Origin of the sequence: Pseudomonas sp. PDM05 (genome assembly GCF_014851685.1) — a bacterium.
Classification (GTDB): domain Bacteria; phylum Pseudomonadota; class Gammaproteobacteria; order Pseudomonadales; family Pseudomonadaceae; genus Aquipseudomonas.
Map to the genome: position 1 here is coordinate 73,110 of NZ_JACVAC010000009.1, position 15,574 is coordinate 88,683.

A 15,574-nucleotide genomic window follows, 5' to 3' on the forward strand; every position below is an offset into this window, starting at 1 on the left:
CATCCAACCGCCCTGCAACGCTTTGTAGTGAGCGGGCTTGCCCCGCGCTGGGTGGCGAAGCCGCCCTGAATCCAGGCACCTCGGTCTTTCAGACACACCGCGGCGTCCCGTTTGGGGCGGCTTCGCCCCCCAGCGCGGGGCAAGCCCGCTCACTACAACTTGGGGGATCGTGGGGTCAAGGCACGCTGGGCAACCACAGGCGAAAGCGCGCACCGCCCAGCGGCGAGGCCTGGGCGATCAACGTACCGCCCTGGGCCTGCATGGCGCGTCGGCTGATCGCCAACCCCAGGCCGAAACCGCCGGTGGCGCGGTCGCGGCTGCGGTCGAGGCGGTAGAACGGCTCGAAGATACGATCACGCTGGTCCAGTGGGATGCCGATGCCATCGTCGTCGACCCAGATCTCGCAGCCGTCGGCCCCGACCTTGACCCCCACTTGAATGCGTCCATCGCAGTAGCGCGTGGCATTGCGCAGCAGGTTTTGCAGCACGCGGGCGGTGAGACGCGGGTCGAGGTTGAAGCGTTCGACGGCGCAGTCCAGGGCCACATCGATGACGATGTCGGGGTTCTCCAGTTCGTCATCGACGCTGCCGAGCACGCTGTCGATAAACTCATCGAGCACCACGTCGACCCGCTCCGGCAACTGCGCCGGGTTTTGCAGGCGGCTGTAGGAAAGCAGTTCCAGCACCAGTTCATCCAGCTCGCGGATATGCGCCACCAGGCTTTGCAGGCGTGCGCGGCTGGCCTCGGGCAAGTCATCGGACAGCGCCAGGGCCAGGCCGAAATCCAGGCGCGTGAGCGGTGTGCGCAGTTCATGGGAGACGGCGTTGAGCAAATCGCGCTGCTGGTTGAGCAGGTGCTCGATGTCATCGGCCATGGTGTCGAACACCGCCGCGAGGCTGCCGATGTTGGAGCTGGATGGAATCCGCGTACGCTCCGCCAAATTGCCCCGCCCCAGTTGTGCGGCAGTGCTTTTCAGGCGCTCCAGGTCTCGCCAGTGCGGGCGCAGCCAGACCAGCAGGCACGCCAGCAGCGCGGCGCCGATCAGCACGTTCATCGACCAATACAGCAGGTTCATGTCCAGTGGGTCGGGCGGGATGGTCAGCTTGACCACAAACTGTTGGTTGATCGGCGAACTGATGTCCTCCATCCAACCCCATTCGCCCAGGCGGATCACCGGTTTGCCGGCCGCCAGTTGTTGCTCTTCTTCTGGTGTGTAGCTGGCGTCCTGGCGCAACAGCAATTGCACTTTGAGCGGCGCGAAATCGGCGTTGAGGTGTTCAGTGACCTGGGACCAGCGCTCCACCGGCGCGCGCAGGTATTGCTTGACGATCAGCTTCTGCATGCCCCGCGACTGCTCGACGTTGTAGTCCATGTAGCGGTGTTCGAACAGTTGGATCACCAGCTTGGGAATCAGGAACGTCGCTGCGCTGTAGGTGACGATGATGATCAGGTACAGCCTGAGGAGTACACGAAACATCGCTTAGCATTCCCACTCGGAACGGCTGAACAGGTAGCCCTTGCCCCACACCGTCTTGATCTTGCGCGCTTCGCCGGCGTGGTCGTCGAACTTGCGGCGCAGCTTGGAGATCGCCACGTCCACCGAGCGGTCGGTGCCGTTGAACTCGATGCCGCGCAGGCGTTGCAGGATCTGGTCGCGGCTGAGCACTTCACCGGCATGCCGGGCCAGCACCACCAGCAGGTTGTATTCGCCGCTGGACAGCTCCACCACCTGTTCGCGCCAGGTCACGGTGCGCTCCGACAGATCGATGCACAGGTTGCCCATGATGATCTGGTCGTTGGCCACCTGCGGCTCGGACAGGCTGCTGCGGCGCAGCAAGGTGCGCACACGGGCCAGCAGCACGCGAGGTTCGCAGGGTTTGGTGACGTAGTCGTCGGCGCCCATTTCCAGGCCCAGCACCTGATCGTGGCTGTCGTCGCGGGCGGTCAGCATCAGGATCGGCAGGCCCGCCGAGTCGGCGCGCAGCAGGCGGCACACTTGCAGGCCGTCGAGGCCGGGCAGCATCAGGTCGAGGATCACCAGGTCCGGCGGGTTCAGGCGTGCGCGTTCACGGACATGATCGCCACGGCTGAGCACACTGACGTGGTAGCCATTGCGTTCCAGGTAGCTGGCAATCAGCTCGGAAAGTGCGGCGTCGTCTTCCACCAGGAGGATGTTGGGCATGGTGTTTCCAGTAGATACGGTTAAAAGTCATACACAAATCCAATGTGGGAGCGGGCTTGCTCGCGAATGCGGTGGGCCAGCCAACGCATCAGGTGACTGACCCACCGCATTCGCGAGCAAGCCCGCTCCCACATTATTCGATCTTTGGTGTTTGCAGGATTGTGCAAGGATATACGTCCTCTGCCGACTATGGGCGGCACCTTACATTTCTTCACACACCCCCTACATAGCTTCACAGCACTCCCCCACCCGTGACCTTAGGATGCACCTCTCATTATTGGGATAAGAGCATGTCGAAGAATCTGTTTGCGCCATTTTGCCTGCTGGCCCTCACCCTGGCCCTGAGCGCGTGTGGCGACTCTGGCGCCGAAACGCCGCAAATGCCCCTGGCCAAAGTGCGCATCGAAACCCTGGAAGCCAAGCCCCTGTCGATCAGCAGCGAGCTGAGCGGGCGCATTGCCGCGCCGCGCATCGCTGAAGTGCGCGCACGGGTCGCCGGCGTGGTGATGCAGCGGGTGTTCAAGGAGGGCCATGACGTCAAACAGGGCGACGTGCTGTTTCGCATCGACCCCGCGCCGTTCAAGGCCGACCTCGACAGTGCCCTGGCCAACTTGAGCAAGGCCGAGGCAGACGCCTTCAAGGCGCGCCTGCAGGAGCAGCGCTACAGCCAATTGGTGGAAGGCAACGCCATCAGCGGCCAGGACTACGACAACGCCCGCGCCGCCGTGCGCCAGACCAACGCCGAAGTCGCCGCCAACAAGGCCGCCGTCGAGCGCGCCAGGTTGAACCTGGGCTACGCCACCGTGACCGCGCCGATTTCCGGGCGTATCGGCCGGGCGCTGGTCACCGAAGGCGCCCTGGTGGGCCAGAACGAAGCCACGCCGCTGGCGATCATCCAGCAGTTGGACCCGATCCACGCCGACCTGACCCAATCCACCCGTGAGCTGAATGATCTACGCCGCGCCTTCCGTGCCGGTAGCTTGAAGCAGGTTGGCCAGGACCAGGCCAAGGCCACGCTGGTCCAGGACGATGGCAGCCTTTACCCGTTGCCAGGCAAGTTGCTGTTCGCCGAGATCAGTGTCGACCCCGGCACCGGCCAGATCATCCTGCGCAGCGAGTTCCCCAACCCGGACCTCGACCTGTTGCCCGGCAGCTTTGTGCGGGTGCGCCTGGAGCAGGCCGTCGACAGCCAAGGCATCAGCGTTCCGCAACGCGCCATCACCCGTGACAGCGCGGGCATCCCCATGGTGTTGCTATTGGACGCCGAGCAGACCGTCAGCCAGCAACCTGTGGAGCTGGGTGCGGTGATCAACGATCGCTGGGTGGTCAGCCACGGCCTCAAGCCCGGTGACCGCATCATCGTCGAAGGCCTGCAACACGCCCGCCCCGGGGAAAAAGTCGAGGTGGACGACAGCCCAACCTCCGGCCAGCTCGCAAAGGAATAATCCGACATGCCGCAGTTCTTTATTGACCGCCCGATCTTCGCCTGGGTGGTCGCCCTGTTCATCCTGCTCGCCGGTTTGCTGGCGATCCCGCAGTTGCCGGTGGCGCAGTACCCCAACGTCGCGCCGCCCAAGGTGGAAATCTACGCGGTGTACCCCGGCGCCTCGGCGCAGACCCTGGATCAAAGCGTGGTCAGCTTGATCGAGCAGGAGCTCAACGGCGCCGATCACCTGCTGTATTTCGAGTCCCAGAGCAGCCTCGGTTCGGCCACTATCACCGCCACCTTCCAGCCGGGCACCAACCCGGAAATGGCCCAGGTCGATGTGCAAAACCGCCTCAAAGCGGTAGAGCCGCGCTTGCCGCAAGCCGTGACCCAGCAGGGTTTGCAGGTGGAGAAAGTTTCCGCTGGCTTCCTGCTGTTGGTGACCCTCACGTCTAACGACGGCAAGCTTGATGACGTGGCGCTCAGCGATTACCTGGCGCGCAACGTGATGAACGAGCTCAAGCGCCTGGACGGTGTGGGCAAGGCCCAGCTGTACGGCGCCGAACGCGCGATGCGCATCTGGGTCGACCCGCAGAAGCTGATCGGTTTCAACCTCACGCCCGCCGATGTGAATGCGGCGATCAGCGCGCAGAACGCCCAGGTTTCAGCGGGCAGCATCGGCGATCTGCCGGGAACAAACACCCAGGAAATCACGGCTGCGATCCTGGTCAAGGGCCAGCTGTCCACGCCGGCGGAGTTCGCCGACATCGTGCTCAAGGCCAACCCCGACGGCTCTACCGTGCGCATCGGCGATGTGGCACGGGTGGAAATCGGCAGCCAGGAATACCAGTTCTCCACGCGCCTGAACGGCAAGCCGTCCACCGCCGTCAGCGTGCAACTGGCGCCGGGCGCCAACGCGTTGAACACCGCGACCCTGGTGCGGGCAAAGATGGATGAGCTGTCGCGCTACTTCCCGGCGAACGTGGAGTACAAGATTCCGTACGACACCTCGCCGTTCGTCAAAGTCTCGATCACCAAGGTGGTCTACACCTTGCTCGAGGCCATGGCGCTGGTGTTCGCGGTGATGTTCCTGTTCCTGCAGAACGTGCGCTACACGCTGATCCCCACGCTGGTGGTGCCGATTGCGTTGATGGGTACCTTTGCCACCATGTTGCTGCTGGGGTTCTCGATCAACGTGCTGACCATGTTTGGCATGGTGCTAGCGATCGGCATCCTGGTGGACGATGCAATCGTGGTGGTGGAGAACGTCGAGCGGATCATGGTCACCGAAGGCCTGTCGCCCAAGGAAGCCACGCGTAAAGCCATGGGCCAGATCACCGGGGCCATTGTCGGCATCACCCTGGTGCTGGTGGCAGTGTTCCTGCCGATGGCGTTCATGGCCGGTTCGGTGGGGGTGATCTATCAGCAGTTCTCGCTGTCGATGGCCACCTCGATCCTGTTCTCGGCGTTCCTCGCCCTGACCTTGACGCCAGCGCTGTGCGCCACCTTGCTCAAACCGATTGCCAAGGATGAACACCACGCCAAGGGCGGGTTCTTCGGTTGGTTCAACCGCCGTTTTGAACAGCTCACCGACCGCTACGAAGGCTGGGTGGCCTATGCCCTCAAACGCAGCGGCCGCTACCTGTTGATCTATGCCGTGCTGCTGGTGGGCCTGGGGCTGATGTTCATGCGCCTGCCCTCCTCGTTCCTGCCGGTGGAAGACCAGGGCTACACCATCACCGACATCCAACTGCCGCCCGGCGCGAGCAAGAACCGCACGGTGCAGGTCGCCGAGCAGATCGAGGCGCATAACGCCGGGGAGCCCGGGGTGGGCGATACCACCATGATCATGGGCTTCAGTTTCTCCGGCTCGGGGCAGAACGCGGCGCTGGCGTTTACCACGCTCAAGGATTGGTCGCAGCGTGGCGGCGATGATTCGGCCCTGGCGATTGCCGACCGCGCCAACGCCGCTTTCAGCGAGCTCAAGGATGCGATTGCCTACGCGATCCTGCCGCCGCCGGTGGATGGTCTGGGCACGTCGAGCGGGTTTGAATTCCGCTTGCAGGACCGGGGTGGCGTCGGTCATGCGGGACTGATGGCGGCGCGCACCGAGTTGCTCGCGGCCGCCGCGAAAAGCCCGATCCTCGCCAACGTGCGTGAAAGTGCCCTGGCCGAAGCGCCGCAGGTGCAGTTGGTGGTGGACCGCAAGCAAGCGAATGCGCTGGGCGTGTCCTTCGCGGATGTGGGCAATGTGCTGTCGTCGGCCATCGGCTCGGCCTATATCAACGACTTCCCCAACCAGGGCCGCATGCAGCGCGTGGTGGTGCAGGCCGAAGGCGACCAACGCAGCCAGGTGGCGGACGTGATGAAGATCAACGTACGCAACAACGCCGGGAAGATGGTGCCGCTGTCGGCGTTTGTCGAAGCCAAGTGGACCCAGGGCCCGGCGCAGTTGACGCGGTATAACGGCTACCCGGCAATTGCGATCAGCGGTGAAGCAGCGCCAGGGCACAGCACGGGCGAGGCGATGGATGAAATCCAGCGTCTGGTCAGCCAGTTGCCCGCTGGCCTGGGTCAGGAATGGACCGGGCTGTCGTTGCAGGAACGCTTGTCCGGTGCCCAGGCGCCGTTGCTGCTGGGCCTGTCGTTGTTGATCGTGTTCCTGTGCCTGGCGGCGCTGTATGAAAGCTGGTCGATTCCAACGTCGGTGCTGCTGGTGGTGCCGCTGGGCGTGCTTGGCGCGGTGTTGGCAGTGACCTTGCGCGGCATGCCCAACGACGTGTTTTTCAAAGTGGGCTTGATCACCATCATCGGCCTGTCGGCGAAGAATGCGATTTTGATCATCGAGTTTGCCAAGGACTTGTACGACCAAGGTGAAGACTTGATCAGCGCGACATTGAAGGCCGCGCGCCTGCGTTTGCGGCCGATCATCATGACCTCGCTGGCGTTCATCCTTGGCGTGGTGCCGCTGGCGATTGCCACCGGGGCCAGCTCCGCGAGCCAGCAGGCGATTGGTACGGGGGTGATTGGCGGGATGATCACGGCGACGCTGGCGGTGGTGTTTGTGCCGGTGTTCTTTGTGGTCGTCATGAAACTGGTGAAGAAAAAACCTCGATAGCACGAACACCGCAGTTCCCCTTGTGGGAGCGGGCTTGTGTGGGAGCGGGCTTGCTCGCGAAGGCGGTGGGTCAGCCAATGAATGAGTTGACTGACACACCGCCTTCGCGAGCAAGCCCGCTCCCACAGGGGGTTAGTTGCTGCATTCACGATCCTGTACAGTCTGCTCACCCGCCGCCAGCTGTGAGTCCATATGCCCTTTCTCGCCCGCACCCACCCTCGCCTCTCCACCGCCGCCGTGCTGGGCCTTGCGGTGGGTATCCTGGTTCCCGCCGACAGTCTGATCAGCAAAATTCTCATCGGCTGGAACGCCGGCGTCTGGACCTACCTGATACTGATGCTGTGGCTGACCGTCCGCGCCAAAGCCCCGGACGTCAAACGCATCGCCGAAATAGAAGACGAAAACGCCGGCCTGGTGCTGTTCATGGTGTGCATCGCGGCCATCGCCAGCCTGGCGACCATCACCTTTGAACTGATCGGCAGCAAGGACCTGCCCACCACCGCAAGGCTGCTGCACTATGGCTTTACCGGGTTGACGGTCATGGGCTCGTGGCTGCTGATCGGGGTGATCTTCAGCGTGCATTACGCGCGCCTGTATTACACCTGGGACGGCAAGGAACCGGCGCTGCGCTTTGCCGAAGGCCTGACCACCCCCAATTACTGGGACTTCCTGTACTTCTCGTTCACCATCGGCGTGGCGGTGCAAACCTCCGATGTGGGGGTGGCCACGCGAGGCATGCGCAAGGTGGTGTTGGGGCAGTCGTTGATCGGGTTCCTGTTCAATACAGCGATCCTGGGGTTCTCGATCAACATTGCAGCAGGGCTCTTCGGCTAAGCGAAACACCCGTGCCGGGCACTTGTTTAAGCCTAAAAGAAATAAAAAGCCGACCTATTGAACTGTCAGATCTGACAGTAGATTTATTCCAGGAAACCCGTCTAATTGAAACCAAGGTAGGGCGCCTGATTCGAGGGCAGTTGTCGACAAAGCCAGGCACATGCCGCCGCGTTTTTGACCTATTCATCAGAGATGGAGACGCAATCATGCCTGCGCAAACTGCAACGCTGACCCCCCACCAACAGAGTGTATTGATCCCCCGGGCACGTGAGGCACAGGGAACCTTCTCTGTGTTCCTCAATAGCAATCCCCTCGGCATCCAAACCATCACTATTGTGAATGACCCCTCCCAACGCATTCTGGGTATTACCGGGCGCAACACCGAGGGCAGCGATACAGTGCGGGAAATCTACATTCAGTTTGCGGATCACACGCCGGCCGGCACAACGTACTCGTTGGCGGAAAGTGAATTCACCTCCACCAGAATTTGGCTCTCGGTCAAGACAGCGACCGAAAGCTATGCCGTTCGCGGCGTTCTCGGCACCTTGAACATTCAGCAAATCTCACCTCACCTTATCAAGGTCCAAGGCTCCGCTGTTGTTACCACCGATAGCGACCCGCACGGAAACGTACACAGCTTGATCATCAACTTCGACATTCATACCTGAACCGGTAAACAGGCAAAAAAAAGCCCGTATCTTTCGATACGGGCTTTTTTCATCGGCGAAACTTACCAGGTGTAACGAACCCCCACATTGGCGCCCCAAGGCTGCTCAACTTTACCGCCGCTGCTGTGCTCAAGGTCAGCATGCAATTGCAGGTTCTTCGACAGCTTCACCGCCACACCCGCTCCGAACTCGGCACGCGACCCAGACAGGTCGTTGTTGAACACATTGTTGTTCACCGACACCTTATTGTTGTTGGCAAACTCGTGCACCATTGCCGCCCGCAGGTAGGGCTGGAGCACGCTGCCACTGTCGAGCTGGATGTCACGTCCAACCGTTGCACCCGCCTTGGCCGTGATCGAACGAGTACGCTCGCCCTTGGCTTTCAGGCCATTGTCCAGGTTGTAATTGGCACCCTGGATCACCACGGTCGACACCTGGGCATACGGTTCGATAAAGAAGCCGTCATCCGACTTGATGTTGCGACCGAACTCGGCCGACAAACCAGCACCGGTGTTGTTGTACTTGCCTTTCGACGTGGTGCCGTCGCTCAAACCGACCTTGGACTCGTTGTGGAACCGGTTGACCTTGGCGACCGCATCGAAATACAGGCCGCTCTCATCGTCCAGCCAGGTGGCATAAGCGCCCAGGTAGTAGCTCTTCACGTTACCGGAGGTACCGCGCTTGAGGTTCAGGTCGGACGTGCTGTGACCGGCCATGACACCGGCCAACCATTGGCTATCGGCCAGCGGCATGTCGACACCCAGGGTAAAGCCCTGTTGGGTCTGGTCGTAGCCCACGCCCGTGCTCTCGGACACTTTGTATTTGTTGCCATAACCGCGAATCCACAGACCCGACTGGCCCGGTTCGAAGCGCAATTCACCCATACGGGTACGCAGTGAAGTTGCCTCGCCGTACCACACGGTCGGTGCAGTATTGAACAGTGCCATTACCGAGCGCGTGCCAGGGCTGATCACACGATTGTTCGGGTCAAGGAACCAGTCGGTCCCTTCTTTTTTCAGGCCGTAGGAGTAGGCGCCGACGTCGACCACATCGCCTACCAGGGAGAAACGCGCGTCGCCACCACCGGTGTGCACGATGCGAACTTCTTCAGGGTTGACCGGCTCCGCACCGCTGGCGGCAAGCAACAGGCTGTGATCGCCTTTAGCCTCGCCCTCGATGTTCAGGAAGTCGGTGACACCACGGGCAAAATCGGTGCCCATGACAAAGGTGCCGTTGCCTTCCAGAGTGTCCAGGTCCAACCGATAGAACGCATCAGTGGCACCAAACTTCACCGTGCCACCGGCCAGGCTCAAGGCACCCACCTGGCTGTCGCCGGTCAACTCCCAGGAAGAGGCGTCGCCCACGTTCAGGCTGGTGACATTCTTCAACTGGCCGGTAAGGCCCGCATTGTTCTGCAGGTTCAAATGCGCTTTGCTGCCATCCTCGACAATGACATTGCCATTCAAACGGCTGTTGTCGACATTCATGTTGGCGGTTGCGCCACTCTTGACTTCCAACAGCGTACCGTTGCCACCGACCAAGGTCGAACCATTGCGCACGTCGATGTCGACGGTCGGAACACGACCTGGCCGGCCTTCTACAAGAATCGCGGAACCTGTGCGCCCTTCGACATGAGCGTTGTCCAGCACCAGCTTGCCGGATTCGGCGCTGTTCAGCTGGTTTGTCATGAGCACACCGTTCTTGCCACCGATCAATGTACTTTGGCGGGCGGTCACGAGTGCGCCGCTGTCCAGCCGAACGCCGGCACTGTCGGCACCCGTGCCTTCAACCCAGGTGTTTTGGCTGAAATGCAGCTCGCTGTTACCTTGCGCAAGTGCACCGGCAGTAGCGCCTTTGATGACACTGCTGAATACATCGGCAACCCCGCCTTTAGCCGAACCGACACTCTGGAACGCCTGCAAGCCAAAATTGGTATGGCTGATCAGGGTACTGCCGGTGATGGTTGCGTTGCTGTCATCCAGGCGTACGGCACCAAACGACGCGTCGCTCGACTCCACATGTGCGCCAGTGAGCTTCACGGTCGAGCCCTGCGTTGCGCGGATTTCATTCACTCGGCTGCCGGCGTTAACGATCAAGGCCGAATCATTGACCAGGATGTTCTGTGCGGTGGCGCCGTTAAGGGTCAGTTCGGACTTATAATCCAGTTGCCAGTCTTTGGACGTTTCGCTGGAGTCAATGGTCTTTTTTTCGCCAATCAGTTGATCGGCGTGGGCGGCCCCATGAACAGCTGCAAACATAAGCAGAGTCATGGTCGGGGCCTTCATCATCACGCTCAGGGGCTTGAGCTTAAAGTTAGCAGGTACGTACATGGTCAATCACTCTCTGGGGGTAGAGCCAATGAAAACGGTTTGGCTCGTTCCCAAGGAATGGAGCCTTACCTGTGCGGCGCAGAGAGTACGGATCAAACAGCCCAAGCTCTGTAGGATTTATCTTATTGAGGCGAGTGAACAGACAGCGTTCATGGCGGGAAGAATAAATGCGCAAAGAACAGGGGCGCTGCGCTCCCCTGTTCTTCTTCAGGTTTGATCACGGTTAAGGAAAATTGGCCCCATCGCAGAAGTAGTGAGTGTTCGCCAGCGTGCTACGTATATCAGACAACTCACCATGGCCGGTCACGCCATTGCTCAAGACCGTTTCATAGGTCGCCACGCACGAGCCCCTCGGGGCCTGAGCCAGGTAAGGCCGGTAGTCAATTTCAAACGTGATCCCGTTGTCGATGTCCGATTGGCTCAGACTCGGGTGCGTAATCGTTAACGGGAAAGGCCCAGGTGGCAAGCCGGCGAATGTATTGGTAAGGCTCAACGTCAATGTCAGTGGCACGCCGACGGCCATCCGTGCATCGCCTGGCACATAAATCTCACCAAACAGCACGGGGGGAGTCCCGGGCGTCCGAGTGATCAAGTCCGAGCAGAACCAACGACCTGGGGTCGCAACCCTATATTGCGCTTTCGCCAACTCCACAACGACGGCGTCCTGCACATCGACCGTGGTGGGGGGCGACTCGTTTTCGTTGGTTGTGTCGGGGTCGAGGATCAGATACTTGATGGTCTTCAAGTCGTTGCCATGACGGGCGACGACTTCCCAGTCAATAAAGAACGAGATCGGATCGGCCGTCGCGCTGACAGGGAACGGTCCGACCCGCTCATTCTCCCAGACGAAGATGATCGACAACCCCGCATGCGGCAACACAGCAACGGTCCACGGCTCGATGTCCACGCGTACCTGTTGATCAGCATGGGCTTCCAGCAACACGTCCGGAATCGTCGAGCCAGCACCGAATACGTGGGCTTGGTTGAGGTTGGGGTTGGGTGACCCCGGGTCCCCAGGGTTGACAGCACCGCCTACCGACAAATCGAGCCGGACGGTTTTGTCGAGGGAGGGGAACCTGGCGCCGTTGCGGTCAACCCGATAGCGCACAGGCACCGACTGCGGCCCAACCGTGGTCTGGGTGTAAGCGGCCCTGATGGCCGCCTGCATGCCGTTGAATATTTGCGGAAACGTTGTGAATGGCATTCCCAGTGGGGTGAAATTTCCCGTACCCCACTGCACCTCCAACCGATCAAGTTGAGGCGAGTGATTATTGTAGGTCCGAACCCATACCTCAGGGTCCATCTTGTAATCTGCAATATTGATCAAGTCATCTGTACTACCGCCCTCGGGCGCAGGCGCCAGCGGTAGAAACGGGGTGCCGGGTTCCGGATCGGCGATCAAGGCAACACGGCGAGTTTCGACGAACGAAGGGCGACTGATGTTACCCGCCCGGTCCGTGATGGTGTAGAACGCGTAGTAGTCCCCACTCATATCAATCATTGCTGCCGGCAGGAAAAACGTATTGCCGGACTGCAGCATCGGAATCCCGCCGGGAGGGCTGACGATGTCCGCTGGGCGCGGAAACATCACCGTGCTCCAGTAGAAGGTAATAAAGTCCCCGGCAGCCCACCTGCCCGGAATCGGTACGAAGGTGTTATCGGGAATATCAAACTGCACCCCGCCATGCATGACCAAATACGCATTGTCGATCACGGCACCTGCAGGAAGCGTTGAAGGCCACGCTACTGCATTGGGCTGATCACGAAAGGTAGCATCGGAATACGGCGAAAGCAGGTCAACGGTAAAAAAGCCTGGCTCCGAGTGTTCTCCCGTCGCTGCCGGAACACCACCGAGGTTGAGGTATTGAACGCTACGTAGCTGATAGAAACCATGCCTGAAACCACCGGGTGGCGCGGCGACGGTGATATTGAACCTGTCAGGGATGGGGATAGGGGTCGGGCTAATTTGCATTGGCGCTGTCACAGCGACCCAGACCAGTACAGGTTGCGAAAGGTCCGCCATTTCGACGGCGATAAAATCATCGAAATCTGAAAAGTCGCCTGTTTTGCATCGTACGGTAAGGTCGGCCGTCGCATTAATGGCCAAAATCAGCCCGGAGGCATCATCAAGTGCCCCCACGATAGTGGGAGCAACTGGGGCTGCCCGGGGGGTCAATGGCACATTCGGATTGCTGCTCATTTTTGATGATCTCCACGTTCGCTCAACATAGGTTTCTTACAAAAAAACCACTTATCTGCCAGGTGGCGTTCGGGCTCCAATCCAGCGACGACGAACTCATTTCCCGGCAATACATCTCCCTACCGCTTCATGTGCGGCATAGCCAAAAACACTTAACGCTTGCAGTAAAATCCGCCTCGGTGCGCCGATAGCGCTAAACACACTGGATACCCGGGGTCAGGGCTCAGGCGCATTACCGTGGACCCAGCAATAGAGGGTGGGTGGCTTCGACGGCACGACGCGGTCAAAGTGTGCGAACCTGGCGCCAGATCGGCCTTGCAGCACGCCACCGCTATAAACCCTGTAGCTCGCCTTCCCACCCGCATGCTCTCGGAGCGGGCGGATCAGACGCTCAACATCCAAAATCCAGAAGGAGTAACCCAAGGCGTCCGCTACCGAGTCCCAAACGTGGCTTTGTGTATCGACGATGTCGGGAAGTGGATCCACATCAGGGGCCTGGCGGTAACCTTGAAAGTGCATGACAACCAACTCTCCATGCTGGATACCCGGGCCTGGTCCTGTATTGGGGTCAATACGAATCTCGACGCCGAACCAGATCCTGGGTGTACAGGCGCACGTCATATATCTGTTCGGATTCGCTATCGGTTCGGAATCAGCCTGCGGAAAGCGCGGCCGCAGGTAGGTCGGAGCGGGCAACCCCACCTGCAGCGCAGCTTGCGCCACCAGGGAAAAATCCGGGTTGAGATTGCCGGCGCGATCACGCAGACGGTAGAAGCAAAAAATAAAATCGGCACCCGGGAAGTTCTGGAAAACCGTATTGGGGACATCCACGAATATTTGCCCGGTAGCACTCACCAGCGGCGCGGATACCACGGTGGGTGCACCGGTCGGCAACGTGTTCATGTCCGAAAAATACATCAGTACTTGATCACCGATCTCACGCCCGAAATACCCTCCAGGGATTTGCATGGGCACCAGTGGCGTGACCCCCAAGTAAGGGTCAGTGATCGGATCAACCGGATATATCGCCGGTGGCAGCGGCCCTGGGCCCCCAGGCGCATCCCGGTCGATTCTGAGCAATGTGGGCTCAGACGTATCGAAATTAGGTGATGTTGGCGAATCGAGATGGACCCGGAAGTAGAGATCGACATTCGCACTGTTCAGCAGGAAAGACTGGGGAATGGCGAATTGAATAGGAAAATCGCCTGGGGTCAACGGGCCATCCAGTGCCAAGGCCGGTAGCACGTCGACGGGTGGGGCGATGTGGTCGTCCCATACGGGTACGACGTATTGAGTCTCGCCAGCTCCGGGCAGAAAGGTCCATGGCATAACGATTTCGCACTCAAGATCGGCGAAATAGTACTGCGCAGGCACTAATCCATCTGACAGCGCATGAACCACCCGGGGCCCATCAAAAGCCAGGACGTCCCCAGAATCAGCAGTAACGTTACCGGTCTTGGTTTTTATGGGCTTTGATTTGACGGGTTTTGGCTTACTCATGGCGCCCTCCTGTGGACCCAACATCCAATACGTTTGATGCGCTAATGCGGTTAACCTGAAGCCGATTGAACACCCGGAACCCATGCTTGGATACTGTCAGAACTCACAGGTGCAATTGCCGTCCGTCGGACTCATCCAGCAGAACACAGTGTGTGTTCTGCGAATTTCCTCTTGACTGCAAGCAATGGCTGGTGTCTTCTGAAACCGGTTTCAGAGCCACTCGAACTCCAAAATAAGAAAGGCGCTACCGTGACTTCATTTTCCGCCGCCCAGCGTAGCCGCGTAACCATGCTTGATGTGGCCGAGCGCGCCGGCGTGTCCAAGGCCAGCGTGTCACGCTTTATCGGCGACGACCGCGCCCTGCTCTCCGATGCCATTGCCCTGCGCATCGAGCAAGCCATCGAGCAACTTGGCTACCGCCCCAATCAAATGGCCCGTGGCCTCAAACGTGGGCGCACACGCCTGATCGGCATGCTCGTCGCCGACATCCGCAACCCCTATTCCATTGCCGTGATGCACGGCGTCGAAACTGCGTGCCGCCAGCACGGCTACAGCCTGGTGGTGTGCAACACCGACCGCGATGACGAGCAAGAGCGCCAACACCTGGCCGCGCTGCGTTCGTACAACATCGAAGGGCTGATCGTGAACACCCTCGGCCATCACCTTGACCAATTGCTGGAACTGCAACGGGAAATGCCCCTGGTGCTGGTGGACCGCAAGGTCGCGCCGTTGCACAGCGACCTGGTCGGGTTGGACAACCCGGCAGCGGTGCGCATCGCCGTTGAGCATCTGGAAAACCAGGGTTATCGCGATGTGTTGCTGGTGAGCGAAGCCACCGATGGCACCAGTTCGCGGTTGGAGCGCCTGGACAGCTTCAAGGCCGAGATTGCCGGCCGCCCGCAGTTGACCGGTGCGGTATTGGAACTGGACGTCGAACTGGAACAGCACCTGCAAAACTTTCTCGCCAAATCCGGCCCCAAGGCGCTGTTCTGTGCCAATGGCGTCGCCGCGCTGGCCTGCACCCGTGCACTCAAGAGCCTGGGCTGCAACCTGTTTGACGACGTTGGCCTGATCGCTCTGGATGACCTGGACTGGTACCCGCTGGTAGGGAATGGCATCACCGCCCTCGCCCAGCCCACCGAAGCCATCGGCGCCAGCGCCTTCGAGTGCCTGCTCAAGCGCCTGCGCGGCGACACCGAGCCCACGCGCACCCTGGATTTCCTGCCCCAACTGATTATCCGAGGCTCAACACAATCCATTGTGGGAGCTGGCTTGCCTGCGATAACGATGCAACAGGCGAAGGTCTAGCAAGCCAG

The 15,574-nt window shown here is 60.3% G+C and carries 10 protein-coding genes; 5 read left to right on the plus strand and 5 right to left on the minus strand.

Annotation, left to right across the window (positions count from 1 at the left end):
• Positions 1-175 precede the first annotated feature (175 nt).
• Positions 176-1,477, minus strand: coding sequence for an ATP-binding protein (locus IB241_RS18305; protein WP_192299633.1), 1,302 nt, complete (start codon positions 1,475-1,477; stop codon positions 176-178).
• Between the two features lie 3 nt (positions 1,478-1,480).
• Complete coding sequence (locus tag IB241_RS18310; RefSeq protein WP_192299634.1) at positions 1,481-2,182, minus strand: response regulator transcription factor; 702 nt, start codon at positions 2,180-2,182, stop codon at positions 1,481-1,483.
• A gap of 290 nt (positions 2,183-2,472) precedes the next feature.
• On the opposite strand from IB241_RS18310, the gene IB241_RS18315 reads away from it, so the two are divergent.
• From IB241_RS18315 to IB241_RS18330, 4 genes are all read left to right on the plus strand, one after another.
• On the plus strand, positions 2,473-3,627 hold the full coding sequence (locus IB241_RS18315) for an efflux RND transporter periplasmic adaptor subunit (protein WP_192299635.1): 1,155 nt from the start codon (positions 2,473-2,475) through the stop codon (positions 3,625-3,627).
• Between the two features lie 6 nt (positions 3,628-3,633).
• The gene (locus IB241_RS18320) at positions 3,634-6,726 is read left to right on the plus strand and encodes an efflux RND transporter permease subunit (RefSeq protein ID WP_192299636.1); all 3,093 of its coding nucleotides are present in this window, start codon (positions 3,634-3,636) and stop codon (positions 6,724-6,726) included.
• 192 nt (positions 6,727-6,918) lie between these two features.
• A complete protein-coding gene (locus tag IB241_RS18325; protein WP_192299637.1) occupies positions 6,919-7,560 on the plus strand; it encodes a DUF1345 domain-containing protein in 642 nt (213 codons plus the stop codon).
• A 206-nt stretch (positions 7,561-7,766) separates the two neighbouring features.
• The gene (locus tag IB241_RS18330; RefSeq protein WP_192299638.1) at positions 7,767-8,228 is read left to right on the plus strand and encodes a hypothetical protein; all 462 of its coding nucleotides are present in this window, start codon (positions 7,767-7,769) and stop codon (positions 8,226-8,228) included.
• 62 nt (positions 8,229-8,290) lie between these two features.
• Here IB241_RS18330 and IB241_RS18335 read toward each other — a convergent pair whose 3' ends face one another.
• The 3 genes from IB241_RS18335 to IB241_RS18345 form a co-directional block, all read right to left on the minus strand.
• Positions 8,291-10,558: an autotransporter outer membrane beta-barrel domain-containing protein gene (locus IB241_RS18335; protein WP_192299639.1), complete on the minus strand. Its 2,268-nt coding sequence runs from the start codon at positions 10,556-10,558 to the stop codon at positions 8,291-8,293.
• Positions 10,559-10,781: 223 nt separating this feature from the next.
• On the minus strand, positions 10,782-12,758 hold the full coding sequence (locus IB241_RS18340; protein WP_192299640.1) for a hypothetical protein: 1,977 nt from the start codon (positions 12,756-12,758) through the stop codon (positions 10,782-10,784).
• A 216-nt stretch (positions 12,759-12,974) separates the two neighbouring features.
• The gene (locus IB241_RS18345) at positions 12,975-14,258 is read right to left on the minus strand and encodes a hypothetical protein (RefSeq protein ID WP_192299641.1); all 1,284 of its coding nucleotides are present in this window, start codon (positions 14,256-14,258) and stop codon (positions 12,975-12,977) included.
• 249 nt (positions 14,259-14,507) lie between these two features.
• Between IB241_RS18345 and IB241_RS18350 the strand changes: the two genes are divergently transcribed.
• Complete coding sequence (locus IB241_RS18350; protein ID WP_192299642.1) at positions 14,508-15,566, plus strand: LacI family DNA-binding transcriptional regulator; 1,059 nt, start codon at positions 14,508-14,510, stop codon at positions 15,564-15,566.
• Positions 15,567-15,574 lie beyond the last annotated feature (8 nt).